The following is a 19581-nucleotide window of genomic DNA, read 5'->3' as shown; positions in this document are numbered from 1 at the left end:
TGATGGTATAGTGGTTAGCTCCTATACAATATTATCAGCCGTAAAATTCAAAAAACGATTGCAATTAACGCAACCGTTTCTAAATTTCATTATTTTTGCTTTGATACGAATGATTCATATCTTTGAATAAACGCTGATATTTGAGAACGAGTTAAAATTTCGTCACGGTTATAGCTACCGATTGATGTAGCTGTAGTAATCCCATTATCTAAGAAAAATTGAATAGCTTCGTTTTCACTTACTTTATTCCCATAGTAGTAAGATGCCATCAGTTGTGCCAATTTACCACGTCTAATGCCTTTATCCGCAAGACCTTTAGAGGCTGTAGATTCTTCATTCGCTAGTACAGGCATTTTGTACTTTTTCGCCATATTGTATAACCCACTTTTATTCCAAGTCGATGTGTTTTTTACACTTGCTAATTCAACTTTTTGAGCGAAACGGAAGAAGATTGTTAGGAAGTGAGCTTCTGTTAATTGTGTGTTCGGTTGTAACTGCGTTTCGTATTTCTTTGTTTTTGCGTTCCATACGTTACCGTAACCACTAATTAAACCTCGGTCGATGGCCCAAATCATATCATCTCTCCACCAAGCTGTAGTACTGAAGTCGGCAAACTTTTTAGCGTAAGATGAAAAGTCCTTACTCGTATTAACTGGAGTTGTAGATGGTAAAGCAGCGTCGCTTAAATAACTTGATGCTACATACCCTTTGGTGCCGTCATTTCTTTTTACTGGATACCAAACAAAATGGTTTGTCTTTGTTGGTACTTCTTCATATTCAAAAGGACCTGTAATGGTAACCGTTTCACCTTCACGTAATGTCCCTACAGTCTGACTATCCGTAGTAGGTCTTTCCCTAATGTTTTTAGTAGTTACAATAACTTTTTGATTTGTTTCAAAAAAATACTTTGATTTTGTATATGGTAAATCAAAATCATAGTTCATTTCTGAAAATTTAATATTTTCCTTGCTGCTAGAGTCATATTGAAAATGTTCGCGTGAAAAATGCGGCACTGTTAAGTCTAGTAATTCCAATTTCTCGATGATTTGAAGAATTTTTTCTTGATAGGCAGTTGCATTTCTTTCACCAGTTGCTTGGATAATTGGACTATTTACTGGCTTCGTACCGTTATAAGCCATGATAGCGAAGTACCAATGTTCCAGTACATTTTTTTCCCCTCCGTTGATGCTAGGCAAATCCTTCCGCTTAAACATTTTATTAAGCGTCTCTACACCCGCTCGAATATTATAGACAAGATCGCTTTTTAGTCTATCTTGATTGTAGTCGGCTTGATTTGTAATTTGCATAATGCCAATTCCATTATCAGCTGTTACAATCGCTTCACCATTCACATCGAAATGACGCCAATTTCCACTTTCGCCTTCCGCTATTGCCTTCACAATTTCAGGCGGAACATCATAAATCAATGCAGTTTCGGTTAACAAACAGTTCATTGTTGAATAATCAGGGTTAACTTTCGATGTCGAATCATACTTACATGTATTTGCAATTTCATTAGCTGATACATTGTTATCTAGATTGATAGACAGAGAGAGGGCACCAATGGCAATAACACTAATTAATGGTTTCAATATCTTTTTCAAATCCGCACTTCCTTTCTTTTCTAAAATTAAGAGATTCAGACACATGTTATCATATTCCCAATATTTGAGATAGGGGGAATACGTTCGTTTTTGCTTTTATTTGAATAAATACTCCTGATTCACCATATATGTTTATATATTCAAAAAGGAGTGCTGTATGTATTATTTAGGATTTATTGGTTTTGTTACAACGACAATAGGGCTTAGTATCGGTGGATTAATAGCGCTATTTCTTAATAGGTTTCAACAAAGTATCGCAACCACGTATGCCTTATGTGCAGGAATGATTATTGGATTAGTCTATTTTGAAATTGTACCTGAAAGTATTAAATTAGGCGGTTGGATTTTATTTATTACAGGCTTTTTAACGGGAATATTCCTTTTTTTTATTATCCATAAAGCATCTCATAGGATTTTTAGAGACACTGATAAACAAAATGAAAATTTATACATTCGCACTGGTCTATTTCTTATGTTTAGCATTTCCCTACATAATTTTCCATTAGGTATTGCTTTTGGTTCAAGTCAGAATATGGGACTAAGCAATTCAGTACTTCAAACGATCATTTTGCATAATATTCCAGAAGGTATTGCCATGTTTACGCCATTATTTTTAGCTAAAGTTAAATTTCATGCGTCTGTTCTTTTTGCCATTATCGTTTCTTTGCCTGTTGGAATGGGTGCAATTTTAGGGAGTAATATTGGACTGGATCACCCACTTTTGTGGTCTCTTATCATTAGTTCTGCAATTGGTATGATGATTATAGTCACGATTAAAGAGATATACTTTGAAGCATTGAATCAATCTTCAGTAGTATACAGTTTATTAATGACAGGCATAGGAACCCTTATTATATGGGTATATTTAAATCTCATATAAGGTTTTTATTAAATCCCTCTAGCGCATTTTAATGGCAGAAACTCTTAATCCTAACGATTCGAGTCGTACAACTATCCGCATAACCGAATCTCGATGCGTCTCATAGTAAATGTCAGTGATGGCCAAAAAGAAAACGACCAACATTAAGCGTTGATCGCAATTTACTCTCATTTTAACTTAATACGTATTCCGCAAGTACACGTTGCACATCGTAAATGTTAGTAGACTTATTGAATTTTTTTTGTATAGGAACGCTATTACCCGACACCCATATCTTTAACTCCGCATCTAAATCGAATGTACCCGCTGTTTCAACAGAAAAACTCACAATACTCTTATACGGAATAGATAGATACTCCGTTTTCTTCCCCGTAACGCCTTGCTTATCAATTAATATTAATCTTTTGTCTGTAAATACGAATGTATCTCTAATCACTTTATAAGCGTTCTTAACATTCTCGCTTCTAGTCAATATATCCTTAATTTCCTTTTGTACATGGTCTACATTCAGTTCACTAGCGTTTCCCATCAAACCATCGAAAATTCCCAACTGACCGCTCCCTTTAAAGTTAATATTTCTCCTTCAAGCTTATCACATTTATAATACTGACACCTAATAACTCATTACTAAAAATCGGCTTATTTCAAATTTATATGTCGCTTACACATAGAGCCTTATTGACAATGAACAAAAAGAAAAGGCGAGTAACCTTTTCGATAACCTGTGAAAAATCACTTTGGTCTCTTTTGGTCACTCGCCAACTATTGGTAACTCACAAACCCTTGCTACAACTACTCTTGAATCGCAGCTTCTAGTGCAATAATCATCATGTCATTAAAAGTAGTTTGACGCTCTTCAGATGTAGTTACTTCACCTGTTAAGATGTGGTCAGATACTGTTAAGACAGTAAGTGCTTGACGGCCGAATTTAGCAGCTAATGTGTAAAGTGCTGATGTTTCCATTTCTACAGCTAGTACGCCGTATTGTGCTAGTTTTTCATTTTGTGCTTCGTCCGAGTAGAACATATCTGCTGTGAAGATGTTCCCTACACGTACGTTTAAATCTGCAGCTTTTGCAGCGTTGTAAGCTTTTAATAATAAATCAAAGTCAGCTGTTGGTGCGTAGTCGATGCTGCCACCGAAGATTACGCGGTTTAAATTTGAGTCAGTAGATGAAGTTTGTGCAATGATAACGTCACGAACTTTTACATCTTTTTGGATTGCGCCGCAAGTACCAACACGGATTAATTTTTGTACACCGTATTCTTGCATAAGCTCTGTAGCATAGATTGAAATCGATGGTACACCCATTCCTGTCCCTTGTACAGAGATGCGCTTGCCTTTGTAAGTACCTGTGTAACCTAAGATGTTACGTACTTCGTTGTATTGAACAACGTCTTCTAAAAACGTTTCTGCAATATATTTTGCACGTAATGGATCTCCTGGTAATAATACGATTTCTGCAATTTCGCCTTGTTTGGCATTAATATGAACGCTCATTTATAAACCCTCTTTCATCATCATTCATTTAGATTGTAAACGGTTTCGTATAAATATTCAATCGTTAGACGTCTTTCTTTGTGAAAAAGTCTGTCATTTTATTAGTTGTCTCTAAATCTCTTAACGAACAGAGCACCCTATTTATACTCCCCTAACTATACCCAACGTCCTTTAAAGTAAGCAAATATTTCATTAACTGTGAAACTTTAATTCATACAAATCCCACAGTTCATCAAATGCTTCTGTTGTCAAATACTCATTGAATTGCATTTCTATATAGTTCGATAGTTCGTGGAAGTCTTCCGATACTTTTGGAAATCCGTGATCAACAAACATACTTTCTGCGAATCGAACTTTACAATCATCCCAATCTCCTCCTCTAAACGTTAATGCATAGTGATAAAATGACTTTTTCAATATTTTTCCTCCCATTTTTAATTTATTCCAATTATTAGTGTAAATTTCCAATTAATGTAGTAAAATAATAAAATATTGATTTTTCAGAAAGTTGGTGAATTTTTTGCGTAAAACAAAGAAAAAGAAACATATTACAGAGAAACCTACCAAAAAGCAAAAAACGAAGAAATCCAATTTTAAATTCATCCGTCTGATTCGTGGGAGAATCATACTCGCCTTCTCCGTTTTAATGGCAATTATCCTCGTTATGCAGATATTATCATATGTTAATATCACAAAATTACAAACGAGCTTGCGGGAATTTGCAGACGAAAACTTAGCACAGCAAATGCAAATCAATAGTTTAGCGTCTGACATCGCCAAATTGTCGAGCCATGAGCAAACCTATTTACTTACTGGTGATGACAAGAATTTAACGCAATTCGAAGAGACGCAAGAAATCATTAATAATAATTTAAAAACCGTCCAGGGTTCCTTTGAAAATCAAGAGGAAGAACTGAAGCTTGTCGCAATGATTCAGCAATTTTATATGAATTATCTTTCTTATTCTAAATCGACAATAGAAGTACGTCAAAAGTATGGTTATGATAACGCCGCGAAAATGTTTAAATCAAGCGGTAGTCAAAGCTTTAAATCATACATAGATGAAAGTACTGAAAAGCTTATCGTCATTTTACAACAGCGCAATGAAGAAACAATTAAAGAACTTGAGCAATTTGCACTTGCCTCTAAAATTTCATTCTTCATCTTAGCAGCTGTCGCAATGGCTTTAACGATTTCATTAGGCTACATTTTATCAAAATCCATTCGTCGAAATACTATTGCGATCAACAATTCAATATTAGACATCGCACAAGCTGGTGGTGATTTAACACGTCGCGTGAAAGTCAAAACGAAGGATGAATTCGCCGAAATTGCGGGCTCTACAAACATTTTAATTGATTCAATTTCTACACTCATTAAACGCGTATCAAATTTAGCAGAAAATGTATCGGGGAGCTCAGAGGAATTAATGGCGCTTGCCGACGAAAATGCACGCACAATTGATTCGATTGCTAACTCAACACAGGACATCGCCGGTGATAGTCACGAAATTTTATCGAGCATCGGAAAAGCAGCAAATGAAATGCAAAAGCTAGAAAGTTCGATGTACGAATTAAATGATAAGGCACTAGAAGTCCAACTGGCCGCTACTGCGATGCAACAAGCCGCACATCTGGGCAGTGACTCGGTGACACAATCATCGAATGTGATGTTAGAGATTGAGGAAACAATGGCCTCTACCTCTGCTACAGTCGAAAACTTAGGACGTAAATCTGATGACATTACCTCGATCATTGGCACAATTACAGCCATTGCTGAGCAAACGAACTTACTAGCACTTAACGCAGCAATCGAAGCTGCGCGCGCTGGTGAGCATGGACGAGGCTTTGCAGTCGTAGCCGATGAGGTTCGTAAGCTTGCTGAGCAATCACAGCGCGCTGCGAGCGAAGTATCAACAATTGTTGGTTCGATTCAAAGCGAAGTAAACTCGATTATTACGCAAAATCAAACAGGTGTACAAAAAGTTATTCGCGGGGTGGAAGTAACAAACGAAACGACCGATTCCCTGCAAAACATTTTACAACAGACGGAAAAAACGTCTGAAATTTTAACAACCATGGTAAGCCAAATCGAGCAAACCTTAACAAATTCACAAGATGTAACAGCTTCATTCGTGCATGTTTCTGCGATTGCCGAAAATACCGCAATCAATACAGAACGTAGCGCAGCCGCTGCTACACAAGGCTCCGCATCGATGCAGGAAATCAATGCCTCTGCAGTAGAGCTTGCCGCACAAGCAGATGATTTACGTAGCGTCGTTGGACAGTTTAAAATTTAAGGACAAAAGCGCCCGTTCAGCCCCGACAAGCTTTGGAGAGCCCGACTAGAAAGTAAGCGAACTACCACTTTCGATTCCTTAAAATCTAAAAAACTCGCTCCCAGTTGAATGTTCAACTGGAAGCGAGTTTTTTATTTGAATAATGAAAGATACTCGGCGTAGCCTTCTTTTTCTAAATCCGTTACTGGCACAAAGCGTAGCGCTGCTGAGTTAATGCAGTAGCGTAAGCCCCCCATTTCACGCGGACCATCTGGAAACACGTGACCTAAATGCGAATCAGCTGTTTTACTACGTACTTCCACGCGGCGCATGCCGTGTGTTGTATCAAAATGCTCTGTTACTTCTGGTGCATCGATTGGCTTTGAAAACGAAGGCCAGCCACAGCCTGCATCAAACTTGTCAGTTGAGCTGAATAAAGGCTTCCCTGAAATGATATCTACATAAATCCCCTCTTCGAAGACATCGTGGTATTCGTTACGGAATGGTGGCTCAGTTCCTTGATTTTGTGTAACATGGTACTGCATTTCCGTTAATTGTTTTAAGCGTTCATTTTTATCCATTAGCGTTTCCCCCAGTTTTGTTCGATGAATCCCGCGCGTCCTGAGCCCACTGAATAGCGCTCATAATGGGTTGGATTCTTTTTGTAATAGTGCTGATGATAATCCTCTGCTGCATAAAATGGCTTGGCAGGTAAAAGTTTGACCGCGATTGGTGCGTGGAATTTCCCACTCGCTTCAAGTTTCGCCTTAGATAGCTCCGCAATTTGACGCTGAACATCATCATGATAAAAAATTGCCGTTGTATAGGATTCACCGCGATCAAAAAACTGACCACCTGCATCAGTTGGATCGATTAACGTCCAGTACAGCTCCACCAATTTTTCATATGGGTAAATGTCTGGATCAAATGTAATTTGTACGGCTTCCAAATGCCCCGTAGTTTCACTGCATACTTGTTCGTATGTAGGATTTTTTGTATGGCCACCTGTATAGCCTGATACGACTTCAATAATTCCTGGCTGTGTATCAAACGGCTTTACCATACACCAAAAACAACCGCCTGCAAATGTTGCTTGTTGTAATGTCATGAGATTACCCCCTTAGTTTTCTTCGTTTGGAATGACGACTTGTAACACAATTTTATCATTGGCTAAATCAATTTCCTGTGCGCGAACACGAGACCCACTGGCGATATTAATACGCGATAAATCCACGTAAATTTGCTCATCATTTGGCTGAACCGTAATCCAAGACGGGAAATCAACCGAGTCTTGCATTAACTTTAATACTGTTTTTGGTGGAATATTTAACTTACCGACATGTACAGCCTCTTGCTGTAATAAAATATTGCCATCACTTACAACGGGGTTAAAATCCATTTGAATCGGAATATCAATATTAAATACCGTTAGCGTACTATATAAGTAAATCTTTTCGTCAACAACGAGCTCCACCGGTACTGGTGATTTTTTCATCGCATCGTTTAAATACTGCTTGGCGATGGATTCGAACTCCTGCGCGGTTGTCTGAACGGTTAATATATTTCCCTCTAGCTCAAGCGGCTCGTTTGGACTTGCCTGCTTGACGTCTGAGGTTGCAAAATACACGATACTAACAAGCGACAACAGTACCGCGCCTGCTAACACTAAAAACGCAACCTTCCATCTATTCATGCTGCTCACTCTCCAAAACCTATTAAACCATTTGACATGGCCTCAATATTACAGTTTTCCATCGTTTCAATCAGACGACTTGCCATGCGATCATAACCAGCGCTATTTGGATGGAAGAAGTCTACATGATATACCATATCCTCATTTGAAACAAATAAATCCTCTACTGGTACAAAACATGCATTTACATCCGTTTTACTTAACGTCTCAATCTCCGCATTCCATTCACTAATGATTGGCTCAAATGGTGTTATTTCATCGATTACAATTGAAAATGGATTATAAAAACCAATCATGATAATTGGTGCATCTGGATTACGCAGACGAATTTCTTGTAAAATCTTATCATAACGTTCAATAAATCGTGGTAACTCTTTATCAAACATCGATTTTTCCATTGAAAATAAATGGTTCTTAACAATTTTCATGACATCGTTACCACCAAGTGTCATTGTAATGAGATTTGCTTTTTCGAGCTCCTCATCATAATGCCCTTTTTTAAGCAGTGCTAATAGCTGATCACTGCGACGACCATTTTTACCGCGGTTATCAAGCTCAACTGACTGTATCATTGGCCACTTTTCCATTTCATGTTGAAGACGAATCGTATAGCCATATTTTTGTGATTCATCGCCTACTCCACGTGTAAGTGAATCGCCAAGTGCTAAATAAAAGACATCCTGTGCATCTTCTTCCTTACCAGTTGACCAATCTAAATGAAAGACATCACTGATGATTTCTTTAAAACGCTCCGTTGTTGATTTTTCCTCATCAAGCATAGGTGCGAGATCAGTCATTATCGACACTTCCTCTTTTATGGTTGGCTGCTCTTTTATCGTTGGTTGCTCTTCTGATACCGTATCCTCTGTCTGCGGGTCAATTGTTACCGAACAAGCTGCTAACAGCGTGACGAGGCAAATCGTTAAGAATAAACGCCACATACACTCCAATCTCCCCTTTATTACAATATTATTTTATTATAAGACACTTTTCGAAAATATTGGAATTGATTGTCTTAAAATATTTTAGAAAAATGAAACCTTTTGTTCTATATATCGTATGTATATGTAGATTTTGTTATTTAAAAGGAGAAATGTTTTTTGTCACATTGAACGAAAGCTTTACTATTCTTTTTCTACTTCATTACAATTTCGGACGCGATTTATACAACCGTGTTCAAATTTGATATGAAGAGCCCACCGCAGCACCAAACGGTTCAGATGGCAACTTTTGATGCTTTGAATTATGGACTTGTGCGGTGACAAAGCTAAACGAAAAAGAAAAAAACGTACTTGTCGTAGCGTTACAAAGTCATTTGACTCGGTGCGACTTCGCGTAGTTTCAATGATAACCTTTGTTGAAACATTTGTTATTCGCCGAACTAATGCGCGTTATAATTTACGTTGTTGACAAATTAGCAGCACAGCTGAAACATGGCTGTGCTGCTTTTTTGAGGAATTTGTGATGTTATGAAGATCGCAACTAGCTGCCAAATATTCGATCATTCTATCACAATGCATCATCAAAAAAAGTGCCCTGAAAAAATTCAGGACACCTCCAATTATTCTGCATAGTACATGAAGCCGATTGCACCTTCACCTGCATGCGTTGAAATTACTGGTGAGGTAAACGCGATTTCTACTTCGCCATTATAGACGCTTGCACGAAGCTGCTCGATTAATGGGTTAACGAGTGTATCCATTGCACCGGCATGAGAAATAGCAACTGATTTCACCACTTTGCCTTTTGTATCCTTTTCAAACTCGCCAATTAAGAACTTCACGACTTGCTTGTAGCTACGAGGCTTTGCACAAATGGTTACTTCACCGATGTCTAAATGTCCGATAGGTTTAATGTTTAGGAACGAGCTTACGACTGCCTTCCCTTTCCCAATACGTCCACCTTTTACCATGTTTTCTAACGTGTCTAGTACTACGAAAAGACGCGTGTTTTCACGTACTTTGTTAACACCTGCTACGATTTCCTCCACGCTAGCACCTGCATCACGTAGGCGAATTGCTTCACGTAATTGGAACGCCAAACCGAATGCAATATAGCGTGAATCGATTACCGTAACATCTGCGTCAGACATTTCTGCTGCTTGCACTGCTGATTGATATGTACCACTCATACCACCTGTCATGTGAATCGAAATGACTTTTGAGCCGTCTTTGCCAAGCTCGTCAAATACTTCCTTAAAAGCCCCTGGTGATGGCTGTGAGCTTTTTGGTAGGTTTTCTGCTTTTCTCATTAATTCAATAAAAGTATCTGGCTGTAAATTTACGCGGTCTGTATACGTAATATCATCAATTTGTACTGATAATGGAACCATATGAACGTTATGTTGTTTAATTTCTGCATCTGTTAAATCACATGTAGAATCCGTTACGATATGAATTTGAGTCAATGTAAACACATCCTTTTTCTATCTTCCTCACTATTATAAAGAAATCCTATTTTTTTACCAAGATGACATTTGTCATTGATTCGTGCCACTAACTATCATACATTGCCTATGACATATTGCAATATAACAAAATGACATTGCACATTCGTAAGAACCGGTTATAAATATTATAGTAAGAGAGTAAGGAGCGTGAAAAGAAATGCAAACAATTGAAGCATTTGATTATAAAACGTTAAAAGAAGAACGCTGGAACGCCATTACACACGGTATTGGCCTCTTCCTTAGTATACCTATTTGTGTGTTACTCATCATTTATGCAGCAAAAACTGGATCTGCCGCACAAGTTGCCGCCTTCTCTATTTTTGGTGCGTCACTCATCTTATTATTTTTAATGTCTACGTTATTACATAGTATGCCCGAAAAATATAAACATCTTTGGTCGATTTTAGATCACTCGTCGATATATATTTTAATTGCAGGTACCTATACACCGTTTTTACTCATTGCGATTGGTGGTGTGACAGGCATCGTTATGCTTAGTGTTATCTGGAGTATTGCGATTTTTGGTGTTGTATTTAAATGCCTATTTATTCACCGTTTCGAGAAATTTTCATTATCGCTTTATATCGTAATGGGCTGGCTTATTATTTTCTTAATCCGCCCACTGTATCATCATTTGACGTTTGACGGTTTTATGCTTCTTTTAGCTGGTGGCGTATTATTTACATTCGGTTCGATTTTTTATATGTGGACGAAGTTGCCGTATAACCATGCAATTTGGCATCTGTTTGTACTTGCAGGTTGTGGATGTATGGTCGGCTGTGTGGCGTTTTATTTATAAACAAAAAAAGGTAGAGGCTGCGCGTATGGGCTCCTCTACTTTTTTTCGTTTATTCTAGCTCGATATCTGCGTCTAGTAGATCCGTCGATTTCTCTGCCTGCTTCTTGTCTTGTAATCCAATACGCTTCCAGAGGAAAATAAACAGGTACATGTAACAAATGAAAAATGCAACCATGCTCAATAAAACAAGCGTACTAGCCAAGTTTACTGAAAGATGTATGCTAAGAGAAGCGATCAAGTTAACAATAATTATCCCTGCAAGAAACACCGTTGGGAATTTACGGGAGGAATCTTGAACGATTTGATTCGACACAGCAAAAATGCAAGCAAAATAAAAAATCTGGAGCATTCCAAAGACTATACTTGTAATTGTTAATAAATTTGAACCTGTATTTATATCTAGTAGTGAAGGATTAAAAATGTTGAAGAACGAAAAAATCATTAACAGCAGTGCACTAATGAAGCCCTCTTTCGCATAGCGATAATCTAGCTTTGAAAACGCATAGGCAACAATGACGTATTCAATAAAATCCGGCATTATATCAAAGCTACCAAACTTAAAATCAAAAAATTGAAACAGCAATCCAATGAACACAAGTTTGTGGAAATTCATTGCTTTTCACGCTCCTCTATCTTCTGCTCGACCCACTGCTCACTTGGCATACCGTTAATTGTATTCGTTAACGGCAAGACGATTTCTGAGCCGTTTTTATCGGTAACATGGAGATGGATTAGATAATCATCGCCAGGAAAACGAGCGAACAGATCGGTTACATTCAACTGAAGCTCGTCATTTTCATTGATTTCAACTGGTTTTTGCAGCGGTAATGTAAGTTCTGTGCCCTTCACTGCAAAATACGAAATCGAAATAGCCCCTTTTACATGCTCCACTGCTCTTAACTTCATTGGTTCCGCAGCTTTCATTACTTGTTGTGAACCTTCTGTATTCCCTACACTTGACACAAATTCAAGCTGTGGCACTTCTTTTGCTTCATGAATATCTAATGTTACTTGTTGGGTAAAGCCATTGTTAAAGTGAATCGTTGCCTCACGTGTAGATTGCAGCAGATAGTTTAGTTCATCTAGTCTCTCCGAATCAAGTTGGATGGAAGGCGAAACAATCGAATAATACGTATAATTCGCGAAGGTTTCAAGGAACTTTTGTTCAGTATCAAATGGATTCATTTCATGTGGTTGTGGATAATAGTGCACGCCACTAATTTCAATGATCTGCACTTCTGCCGGAGTAAGGCGATTTGTAATGTAGGAAACATCCATACGAGCGTTCGTTAAATCGACCACACTCGCAATCACTATTGGTTCATTGAGCTTTTTTGATTCGTAATACAACGTACTACCGATTTGAAAAATACCTAATAAGGCGAGAACGATGAGTAATTTTTTCATATGATTCCCTTTCATCAAACAAAGTTCCTTTTATTATAAAGGAATATTTACCAAAAGACCCTTTTATTCATAAGTGAATATGCACCTTTCATAACAATAAAGTTTTTTACTACACCATTACTGGTGGATTTTGTAGATCGTTTTCTTTCAATTTTGCAGAAATTATCCGATAATCTAATAGAGGTGATTCCTATATCAAACTCTATTCCAGAAATCCTAGCGATGAAAACAGTGAAGAATGTTGGACTTCCAAACACAGCAAACACACAAGTTTTTGGTAATTTTGAAGATTACGTGCTAAAGGCGTATGAAAAAAAACAAAAGCCATCCAACACAAATGCACTCTATAAAGATTTATCAGGCTTTGGTAGCTCGGCCGCGCTTGCAACTTTACTGCGCAATAACCCGAATAACCCAGCACTCATCACATCGTATTTAAACGCAGGTGGCATGAACCCGAGTAATTTCGATGAGCAGGCAATGAAAACGACGTATTCAAACTATTTACAAAACAATTTTGTAGCAAAGCAGCTTGATCTTTTAGCCGATGCGAAATTAAATTTATCAAATAAGCTAGATGCCTTTAAAGAAACTATTGGTGATCAACCTACTGAGGCTGAAAAACTACGCTTAGAAAAAATGACGAATAATGTAGCGCTTGTGGATGATTTCGTCACGAAAAAGCAACAACAAGTGTCACAGCAAGAACTGTTACAGCAAATGAACCACGGCGCTACCTATTCGCAATACCTATTTATGAAAGAAAACAAATGAATGGATTCGTAATTAGCTGCAAGAGCTGTCGATGAACTTAAATGATTTTGTAAAACGATTTAAGATGTAACAAATTTAAAGGAGTGCTGAATGAAAAATTCAGCACTCCTTCTTTATTTTTCAAATATACAATAGCGGAATGTATACCCTTCTCCTGAATCAATTGCCTGCTGGCTTGACGTTAAACGCCAGCCATCGTAGCGTGGAAAGTACGTGTCCCCCTTGAATTCATGGTTGATTAGTGTGATATACAATTTATCCGCTAAAGGCATGGCCTGTTCAAAAATTTGTGCCCCGCCAATTACCATAATTTCTGGGACATCTTTGACAAGTGCTAGTGCGGCATCTAGGCTTGACACGGTTTCAATGCCTTGTGCGTGGTACTTATCATTACGCGTAATGACGATGTTACGACGACCTGGTAATGGACGACCGATTGATTCGAACGTTTTCCGCCCCATAATGATTGGCTTCCCCATTGTCATGTCTTTAAAATATTTCAAGTCTCCAGGTAAATGCCACGGCATACCGTTTTCATAGCCAATAACGTAGTTTTTATCATGTGCGACGATAAGTGAAATCATAATTTGTCCTCCCTATACCGCAATCGGCGCTTTAATACTTGGATGTGGATTATAGTCTTCTACTGAAATGTCTGCTAACTCAAAATCAAAAATCGATTTTTTCTCTGTATTTAATTTCAGTGTTGGTAATGCTCTTGGTTCACGTGCAAGCTGCTCTTTAACTTGCTCGAAGTGATTGGCATAAATATGCGCATCCCCAATACTATGCACGAATTCCCCGACTTCTAGGCCACATTCATGTGCGATTAAATGCGTTAAAAGCGCGTAGCTCGCGATGTTGAATGGAATACCAAGGAAAGTATCCCCACTACGCTGCGTCAGCATACAGCTTAATTTGCCGTTCGTTACGTAAAATTGGAACATTGCGTGACATGGTGGTAAAGCCGCTTTACTGCCCTTCGCACCAGCGTTAATGACGTCTTCTGGATTCCACGCATTGACGATAATACGGCGTGAATCCGGGTTGTTTTTAATTTGGTTGATGGCATCTTGCAACTGATCGAGTGATTCGCCCTCTGAAGTTGTCCAGTTGCGCCATTGTTTACCGTAAACATTACCTAAATCACCGTATTTCACGGCAAAATCATCGTCGTTTAATACGCGCGCGCAAAATGAGGCTAATTCTACTTGATACTGCTCGTTAAATGCTTCGTCTACTAATGCACGATTGCCGAAATCAGTCATATCTGGGCCGTTGTATTCATCGGATTCTACCCATTTTTTAAACGCCCACTCATCCCAAATGTGGTTGTTGTTTTGTAAGAGGTAGCGAATGTTTGTATCGCCTTTTATGAACCATAACAGCTCGCTCGTAATCGTTTTAAACCCGACGCGCTTAGTTGTTAAAAGTGGGAAACCTTTTGCTAAATCAAAACGCATTTGATAACCAAATACGCTGCGTGTGCCTGTCCCTGTGCGGTCTGATTTGTCTGTGCCATTGTTTAAAATGTGTTGAAGTAGTTGTAAATACGCTTGATCTGCTGGATTTGTCAAAATGTTCACTCCTTAATTCTGTCACGCTCTATTATATAGGTAATTTTTTTTATTGCCATGTCCTTCGTCAGAAAAGCAAAAAAACTGTAATGAAACAACACGTCTCATTACAGTATGTGTGTAAAAATTAGTTCACGCCTACTTTATTTAACACAAACGCATAAAACTCAGCTAACTCTTTCAGTTGATTGAATCGACCGGACGCGCCAAAATGACCTGCACCCATATTCGTTTTCATCACTAAGCTGTTGTCATCAGTTTTTAGTTCTCGTAAGCGTGCTACCCATTTGGCAGGCTCCCAATAGCCAACGCGCGGATCATTCAAGCCAGTTGTTACATACATATGCGGATAGGCTTTTGCTTCGACATTTTCATACGGGCTGTAAGTGCGCATCGTGTGATAGTCTTCGGCGTTGTTTGGATTGCCCCACTCATCATACTCACTCGTTGTAAGTGGAATAGTGTCATCGAGCATCGTCGTTAATACATCTACAAACGGTACTTCTGGCACGAGCACTTTAAATTTCTCCCCTGCCATATTCGCTACCGCACCGATTAATAATCCACCGGCACTACCACCTCGGCCAATGAGCAACTCATTTGTTGTGAGCCCTTGTTGTACTAACAAATCGGCAGCTGCAATAAAGTCTGTAAATGTGTTGCGTTTGTGTTTCATTTTCCCTTCAAAATACCAGGTACGCCCAAGTTCTGAGCCGCCTCGCACTTGCGCTGTCGCAAAAACAACGCCTTTATCAAGTAAAGGTAAACGGTACGCACTAAAGAAAGGATCGCTGCTATAACCATAGGAGCCGTAAGCAGTCAAAATCACTGGAGCTGGTCCTCTTGCGAATGCATCCTTTTGATATTGAAGTAGTACCGGCACTTTCACCCCATCTGGCGCAGTTGCCCAAAGCTGCTGCTGGACATAGTTTTTGGCATCATAATCGCCTGTTACTTCCGCTTGCTGTATCTTTGTCTTTTCCCCATTCACTAATTGAATGCCAAATGTTGTTTTTGGTGTGACAAACGATTCGTAATGAACTAGCACTTCATCTACGTTGTAGTCTTGGTTACTAGCAATCGACACCGAATAGATCGGCTCGTCCCATTCAAGTGGAATCAATTCATTATTTTCAATACGAAATACTTGCTCTAAGCCATTCGCGCGTCCTGAAATGTAAATTTGATGCTTAAATGGATAAATTGATTCAATAAAATACGTTTCATCATATGGTACCAATATGGAACGTTCAGCAATATTTTCTACTGGGCATCGTAAGAGCTTGAAATTTATCGCATCTTTATTTGTCATGATAATAAAATCATGTTCCCAGTGCTCCACATCATACTCAATTCCTGGCTCGCGTGCATCAAATAGCGTAAGTGGATTTAAAGGCATTGTCACATCGATGTAGCGAATTTCAGTCGTTGTCGTCGCTTGGGCAATGACAAAAATATAGGCACTGCTTTGTGACTTCGCTACATATAAATTAAATGTCACGTCTTGTTCTTCATATAACAGTTCGTCTTCTGTGATCGCTGTGCCGAGTTTGTGGCGCCAAAGTTGATACGGACGTTGTTGCTCATTAATCGTTACGTAAAATAAATAGTGCCCACATGCACTCCACTCGATACTACTAGAAATATATACATTCGGAATAACATCGTCTAAAAGTGCACCCGTTTGCAAATCCTTTATGTACAGTGTATAGCTGTCGGTCCCATCACGGTTTTCTAAATACGCTAACAAGTGATGATCATCCGTTAGTCGAATATCCGACGTATTTAAGTAGTCATCTCCTGCTGCTAGTACATTGACATCTAAAATGATTTCTTCTTTTGATTCCGCAAGCGCTGCACGTGTTGAGGCAAATTTACGTGCGTAAATCGGGTATTGTAAGTCTTTTTCTTGACGTGTGTAGTAAAAATAAGGGCCACGCTGAATCGGAACAGCGATTTCCTCTTGCGGAATACGAGCAATCATTGATTCGTAAATATCATTTGTCATCGCATTCAACGGTGCCATTACATCAGCAAAATACGTATTTTCAGCCTCCAAATGGGCCAGTACTTCTTGATTGGTCTTCTCATTTAACCAATAGTAATCATCATGGCGAATATCCCCGTGATTTTCAAATGTTGTTCGGATTTTCTTTGCAATTGGTGGATTCATGTAATCCTCTCCTCTCTCTATTAGTATAAATTCTATACGAAATAATGAAATCCCTCTAGATTAATGGTTAGAAATTTCGAACGATAATAATTTTATATGTATTGTATAAGGGTATAGGAATTTTCAATTCACCGAAATATCCGTATACTAAGGGAGAAGGATCTGTAGAAAGAGGCGTTTATTATACAACAATTATATTTACACCCTACGTGGGAGAAAGCAGTTAGTCAGAAGGATCTTGCCCTAATCGAGCATGTTTTTGAGACTACATACAATCAGGTAGACGATGTGATTATGAGTCCAATTGTCCGCACTGCGTTTAATTATAAGGGGGAATTACTCATTACCGCGCTTGTACACAATTTTACGCATCATAGCGTACGTTTTGCGAACCGTTCTGTTTTCATTCGTTGCGGGGACTATATGGAGGAGCAGGTGTTTACGATTCCAACACTGTCAATACCACCATTTACAAGTATGCCGTGGACGTTTATTTTTAAACCCGATCCGCTTCACGCAGAACTTGATTTACAAAACCTCATTTTAGAGATTGAGTAATTTGCAGACCTAAAAATGGGCATATTAAAAGGCGCTACTCGTTATACTGTGGGTTGAGTAGCGCCTTTATTCAAATGTGTCTAAATCATCGAAGAGTTCAATAGTTTTGCCCAATTTTTTATGTTGCCTCCTTAAGAATCATTTTGTTGTTTTCAAGTAACTGAATGATCTGCAGTAAAATCTTTTCCTCCACTTTTGGTGAATTGTTTACTTCTTTTGCAATTACTTTATTCAACTCTAAAATTGTATTTACGTCGAGCTTATGCTTTTCAGCTAATTTAAACGCTCGCTCTAACTGACCGGTTATCATCGGCAGTCCCCCTTGTGGTATAATTTTACATTTTAGCGCATAAAAATTAACGCAAAAAATGTTTATACCTTTATTTTACCCGTTTACCGAAAAAATTTCACTCTAATTCGCCTAAAATGTATGAATTTTTTTATTTAGTTCTTTGAAATAGCTCCGATAAAAGTACCTACCCATACTCCTACAAAAATAGTAATGGTTAAGAAACCCAATCCCACACCATCCCAACCACGAACTCCAATCAAGCTATAAATGATTACCCCTAAACAAATCAGACTTAATACGATAGCGGTCGCAAATAAAGAATTTCTTGAAACTTTTTGGGACGTAATATACATCCCAATTGCAAAGACAATGCCGCAAAGCAATATAGGAGTCCATCCCTCTAACATCAAAGCATCCATTTAATTACCTCCTGTTATATTTTTCAATAAACCGGGCAAATTTCAAAGTTACGTTTTAGAGCTTTCTTTCCACAGTGTATTGTATTCGGCAAATTTAACGAGAAACCCTCTCTCAATTCATATGCGTTTTTGGATAAAATATCCAGTGAAAACACTGATTTAGACCGCTATAGTTTTCCAATAAAAAATTACAAAAGTATAGCATCTTGCTTATTTGCAAATAGTAAGAGTGGTGTGCGAGCACCAAAAAAACTGCGACGGAGGGATTTTTTATGAACAACATTCGTGAAGGTTTAATCCCAGCTATTCTAGGGTCAGCTGTTACTGCGGTCGGAATTGCACTCAAGCAAAAAAGCAGTTCGAATGATATGATAGCAAACACTGTATTTGGTTTCGGTTTAGCGCACATCGTATTAGGTGCAATTGACCTTGTAGAGCATCGTCGTTAGGAATTGGAGAGCACAATTTTGTGCTCTCTTTTTTGGTCATGTTCGAAGTTTTAAGCACAAAAAAACACCCGTCAATTAAACGGGTGTATCGTTCGTATTTAACTCAACCATTTAGGCGGTGTGTTTTTGGACCAGTAAATGTCGCCAAGGTCGTAGTGTGTTTGATAGTTGTCTTCAAATGTGTGGTAATGGAAATTGTAGTAGAACCCTTCGAACGGGCGGTTTTCCGTACGTACATGAAAGCGGATGACATCTTTTTTTGCGTCTTTATCGACGATGTGGAAAATTTTCTCCGAGTATTCGCCGCTTGGTTTTTCAGTAATGCTTAAGTTTGTTAATGTGTCGTGCCCAAGTCGGTCCACGGTCATCGCAATTGCTTCTCCGATTTTCGGGAAAATCTTTGTTTCGAACTCGTCTTCAATGACTGGCCCAATGCGCGTACCGAACTTCAAATATGCTTGTTCCTTCGCTGCTTCTACGAACGTATCGATCGTTGGTTGCGGCTGCTCGGCAATTAAAATATCGTCTAGCTGGTATGCCGATGAAATTTGGTTATCATCTTGGCGATCTAAAGCGGATTTTATGCCGCGCTCCTCGTCAAAGTTTGTCCAAATTTCATGATTTGGCGTAATCACGCCAAATGTCAATAATGCAACCGATACAACAAGTGATTTATAAAGCCATTTTTTCATCGTTTCCACCTACCTTAAATTATGTATATTTAAACTT

Annotated in this window: 23 protein-coding genes; 6 read left to right on the top strand and 17 right to left on the bottom strand. The window is 38.5% G+C overall.

Annotation, left to right across the window (positions count from 1 at the left end; all coding sequences use genetic code 11):
- Window positions 1–89: 89 nt before the first annotated feature.
- Window positions 90–1604, bottom strand: coding sequence for an SH3 domain-containing protein (locus NSQ62_RS10305; RefSeq protein WP_341323840.1), 1515 nt, complete (start codon window positions 1602–1604; stop codon window positions 90–92).
- Window positions 1605–1761: 157 nt separating this feature from the next.
- Here NSQ62_RS10305 and NSQ62_RS10300 point away from each other — a divergent pair, with 157 nt between their 5' ends.
- A complete protein-coding gene (locus tag NSQ62_RS10300) occupies window positions 1762–2484 on the top strand; it encodes a ZIP family metal transporter (RefSeq protein WP_341323839.1) in 723 nt (240 codons plus the stop codon).
- Window positions 2485–2656: 172 nt separating this feature from the next.
- Here the strand turns inward: NSQ62_RS10300 and NSQ62_RS10295 are convergent, their stop codons facing one another.
- The 3 genes from NSQ62_RS10295 to NSQ62_RS10285 all read right to left on the bottom strand — a co-directional run bounded on the left by NSQ62_RS10295 (window position 2657) and on the right by NSQ62_RS10285 (window position 4401).
- Entirely contained in the window at window positions 2657–3034 is a 378-nt protein-coding gene (locus tag NSQ62_RS10295) for a PH domain-containing protein (RefSeq protein ID WP_341323838.1), read from the bottom strand.
- Between the two features lie 242 nt (window positions 3035–3276).
- A complete protein-coding gene (gene deoD, locus NSQ62_RS10290) occupies window positions 3277–3984 on the bottom strand; it encodes a purine-nucleoside phosphorylase (RefSeq protein ID WP_341323837.1) in 708 nt (235 codons plus the stop codon).
- Between the two features lie 192 nt (window positions 3985–4176).
- Window positions 4177–4401: a YozE family protein gene (locus NSQ62_RS10285; protein WP_341323836.1), complete on the bottom strand. Its 225-nt coding sequence runs from the start codon at window positions 4399–4401 to the stop codon at window positions 4177–4179.
- A 94-nt stretch (window positions 4402–4495) separates the two neighbouring features.
- Here NSQ62_RS10285 and NSQ62_RS10280 point away from each other — a divergent pair, with 94 nt between their 5' ends.
- Complete coding sequence (locus NSQ62_RS10280; protein WP_341323835.1) at window positions 4496–6283, top strand: methyl-accepting chemotaxis protein; 1788 nt, start codon at window positions 4496–4498, stop codon at window positions 6281–6283.
- 131 nt (window positions 6284–6414) lie between these two features.
- Here the strand turns inward: NSQ62_RS10280 and msrB are convergent, their stop codons facing one another.
- From msrB to NSQ62_RS10255, 5 genes are all read right to left on the bottom strand, one after another.
- Complete coding sequence (gene msrB / locus NSQ62_RS10275) at window positions 6415–6843, bottom strand: peptide-methionine (R)-S-oxide reductase MsrB (RefSeq protein ID WP_341323834.1); 429 nt, start codon at window positions 6841–6843, stop codon at window positions 6415–6417.
- A complete protein-coding gene (gene msrA / locus NSQ62_RS10270; protein ID WP_341323833.1) occupies window positions 6843–7370 on the bottom strand; it encodes a peptide-methionine (S)-S-oxide reductase MsrA in 528 nt (175 codons plus the stop codon). Before msrA ends, msrB begins: the two co-directional genes overlap by 1 nt.
- Before the next feature lie 12 nt (window positions 7371–7382).
- Window positions 7383–7955 carry a YpmS family protein gene (locus tag NSQ62_RS10265; protein ID WP_341323832.1) on the bottom strand — a complete coding sequence of 191 codons (573 nt, stop codon included), beginning with the start codon at window positions 7953–7955 and terminating at the stop codon, window positions 7383–7385.
- A 5-nt stretch (window positions 7956–7960) separates the two neighbouring features.
- Window positions 7961–8896, bottom strand: coding sequence for a GDSL-type esterase/lipase family protein (locus NSQ62_RS10260; protein WP_341323831.1), 936 nt, complete (start codon window positions 8894–8896; stop codon window positions 7961–7963).
- A 620-nt stretch (window positions 8897–9516) separates the two neighbouring features.
- Complete coding sequence (locus NSQ62_RS10255; protein WP_341323830.1) at window positions 9517–10362, bottom strand: DegV family protein; 846 nt, start codon at window positions 10360–10362, stop codon at window positions 9517–9519.
- A 199-nt stretch (window positions 10363–10561) separates the two neighbouring features.
- Between NSQ62_RS10255 and NSQ62_RS10250 the strand changes: the two genes are divergently transcribed.
- The gene (locus NSQ62_RS10250) at window positions 10562–11203 is read left to right on the top strand and encodes a hemolysin III family protein (RefSeq protein WP_341323829.1); all 642 of its coding nucleotides are present in this window, start codon (window positions 10562–10564) and stop codon (window positions 11201–11203) included.
- 49 nt (window positions 11204–11252) lie between these two features.
- Here the strand turns inward: NSQ62_RS10250 and NSQ62_RS10245 are convergent, their stop codons facing one another.
- Window positions 11253–11816 carry a hypothetical protein gene (locus NSQ62_RS10245; protein ID WP_341323828.1) on the bottom strand — a complete coding sequence of 188 codons (564 nt, stop codon included), beginning with the start codon at window positions 11814–11816 and terminating at the stop codon, window positions 11253–11255.
- Window positions 11813–12625: a hypothetical protein gene (locus tag NSQ62_RS10240; protein WP_341323827.1), complete on the bottom strand. Its 813-nt coding sequence runs from the start codon at window positions 12623–12625 to the stop codon at window positions 11813–11815. The genes NSQ62_RS10245 and NSQ62_RS10240 overlap by 4 nt, the downstream gene beginning before the upstream one ends.
- A 207-nt stretch (window positions 12626–12832) precedes the next feature.
- On the opposite strand from NSQ62_RS10240, the gene NSQ62_RS10235 reads away from it, so the two are divergent.
- Complete coding sequence (locus tag NSQ62_RS10235; RefSeq protein WP_341323826.1) at window positions 12833–13384, top strand: hypothetical protein; 552 nt, start codon at window positions 12833–12835, stop codon at window positions 13382–13384.
- A gap of 113 nt (window positions 13385–13497) precedes the next feature.
- Here NSQ62_RS10235 and NSQ62_RS10230 read toward each other — a convergent pair whose 3' ends face one another.
- The 3 genes from NSQ62_RS10230 to NSQ62_RS10220 form a co-directional block, all read right to left on the bottom strand.
- Complete coding sequence (locus NSQ62_RS10230) at window positions 13498–13968, bottom strand: dihydrofolate reductase (RefSeq protein WP_341323825.1); 471 nt, start codon at window positions 13966–13968, stop codon at window positions 13498–13500.
- Window positions 13969–13980: 12 nt separating this feature from the next.
- Complete coding sequence (locus NSQ62_RS10225; RefSeq protein ID WP_341323824.1) at window positions 13981–14961, bottom strand: thymidylate synthase; 981 nt, start codon at window positions 14959–14961, stop codon at window positions 13981–13983.
- 127 nt (window positions 14962–15088) lie between these two features.
- The gene (locus NSQ62_RS10220) at window positions 15089–17134 is read right to left on the bottom strand and encodes a S9 family peptidase (protein ID WP_341323823.1); all 2046 of its coding nucleotides are present in this window, start codon (window positions 17132–17134) and stop codon (window positions 15089–15091) included.
- Window positions 17135–17314: 180 nt separating this feature from the next.
- Between NSQ62_RS10220 and NSQ62_RS10215 the strand changes: the two genes are divergently transcribed.
- A complete protein-coding gene (locus NSQ62_RS10215) occupies window positions 17315–17692 on the top strand; it encodes an SLAP domain-containing protein (RefSeq protein WP_341323920.1) in 378 nt (125 codons plus the stop codon).
- A 118-nt stretch (window positions 17693–17810) separates the two neighbouring features.
- On the opposite strand, the gene NSQ62_RS10210 is transcribed toward NSQ62_RS10215, so the two are convergent.
- Both NSQ62_RS10210 and NSQ62_RS10205 read right to left on the bottom strand, forming a co-directional pair.
- On the bottom strand, window positions 17811–18002 hold the full coding sequence (locus NSQ62_RS10210; RefSeq protein WP_341323822.1) for an ABC transporter permease: 192 nt from the start codon (window positions 18000–18002) through the stop codon (window positions 17811–17813).
- 134 nt (window positions 18003–18136) lie between these two features.
- Entirely contained in the window at window positions 18137–18403 is a 267-nt protein-coding gene (locus tag NSQ62_RS10205) for a YesK family protein (protein ID WP_341323821.1), read from the bottom strand.
- Window positions 18404–18675: 272 nt separating this feature from the next.
- On the opposite strand from NSQ62_RS10205, the gene NSQ62_RS10200 reads away from it, so the two are divergent.
- Window positions 18676–18852 carry an asparagine synthase gene (locus NSQ62_RS10200; protein ID WP_341323820.1) on the top strand — a complete coding sequence of 59 codons (177 nt, stop codon included), beginning with the start codon at window positions 18676–18678 and terminating at the stop codon, window positions 18850–18852.
- Between the two features lie 98 nt (window positions 18853–18950).
- Here NSQ62_RS10200 and NSQ62_RS10195 read toward each other — a convergent pair whose 3' ends face one another.
- The gene (locus NSQ62_RS10195; RefSeq protein ID WP_341323819.1) at window positions 18951–19544 is read right to left on the bottom strand and encodes a YpjP family protein; all 594 of its coding nucleotides are present in this window, start codon (window positions 19542–19544) and stop codon (window positions 18951–18953) included.
- Between the last annotated feature and the right edge of the window lie 37 nt (window positions 19545–19581).

This window comes from Solibacillus sp. FSL H8-0523 (genome assembly GCF_038051985.1).
Taxonomy (GTDB): domain Bacteria; phylum Bacillota; class Bacilli; order Bacillales_A; family Planococcaceae; genus Solibacillus.
This window is presented reverse-complemented; position numbering and strand designations above follow the sequence as displayed.

Excerpts from the sequence above, each read along its gene's own strand:
- NSQ62_RS10300 (WP_341323839.1), top strand. The coding sequence starts at position 1,762 with ATGTATTATTTAGGATTTATTGGTTTTGTTACAACGACAATAGGGCTT.
- deoD (WP_341323837.1), bottom strand. The coding sequence starts at position 3,984 with ATGAGCGTTCATATTAATGCCAAACAAGGCGAAATTGCAGAAATCGTA.
- msrB (WP_341323834.1), bottom strand. The coding sequence starts at position 6,843 with ATGGATAAAAATGAACGCTTAAAACAATTAACGGAAATGCAGTACCAT.
- msrA (WP_341323833.1), bottom strand. The coding sequence starts at position 7,370 with ATGACATTACAACAAGCAACATTTGCAGGCGGTTGTTTTTGGTGTATG.
- NSQ62_RS10265 (WP_341323832.1), bottom strand. The coding sequence starts at position 7,955 with ATGAATAGATGGAAGGTTGCGTTTTTAGTGTTAGCAGGCGCGGTACTG.
- NSQ62_RS10260 (WP_341323831.1), bottom strand. The coding sequence starts at position 8,896 with ATGTGGCGTTTATTCTTAACGATTTGCCTCGTCACGCTGTTAGCAGCT.
- NSQ62_RS10250 (WP_341323829.1), top strand. The coding sequence starts at position 10,562 with ATGCAAACAATTGAAGCATTTGATTATAAAACGTTAAAAGAAGAACGC.
- NSQ62_RS10245 (WP_341323828.1), bottom strand. The coding sequence starts at position 11,816 with ATGAATTTCCACAAACTTGTGTTCATTGGATTGCTGTTTCAATTTTTT.
- NSQ62_RS10240 (WP_341323827.1), bottom strand. The coding sequence starts at position 12,625 with ATGAAAGGGAATCATATGAAAAAATTACTCATCGTTCTCGCCTTATTA.
- NSQ62_RS10235 (WP_341323826.1), top strand. The coding sequence starts at position 12,833 with ATGAAAACAGTGAAGAATGTTGGACTTCCAAACACAGCAAACACACAA.
- NSQ62_RS10230 (WP_341323825.1), bottom strand. The coding sequence starts at position 13,968 with ATGATTTCACTTATCGTCGCACATGATAAAAACTACGTTATTGGCTAT.
- NSQ62_RS10220 (WP_341323823.1), bottom strand. The coding sequence starts at position 17,134 with ATGAATCCACCAATTGCAAAGAAAATCCGAACAACATTTGAAAATCAC.
- NSQ62_RS10210 (WP_341323822.1), bottom strand. The coding sequence starts at position 18,002 with ATGATAACCGGTCAGTTAGAGCGAGCGTTTAAATTAGCTGAAAAGCAT.
- NSQ62_RS10205 (WP_341323821.1), bottom strand. The coding sequence starts at position 18,403 with ATGGATGCTTTGATGTTAGAGGGATGGACTCCTATATTGCTTTGCGGC.
- NSQ62_RS10200 (WP_341323820.1), top strand. The coding sequence starts at position 18,676 with ATGAACAACATTCGTGAAGGTTTAATCCCAGCTATTCTAGGGTCAGCT.
- NSQ62_RS10195 (WP_341323819.1), bottom strand. The coding sequence starts at position 19,544 with ATGAAAAAATGGCTTTATAAATCACTTGTTGTATCGGTTGCATTATTG.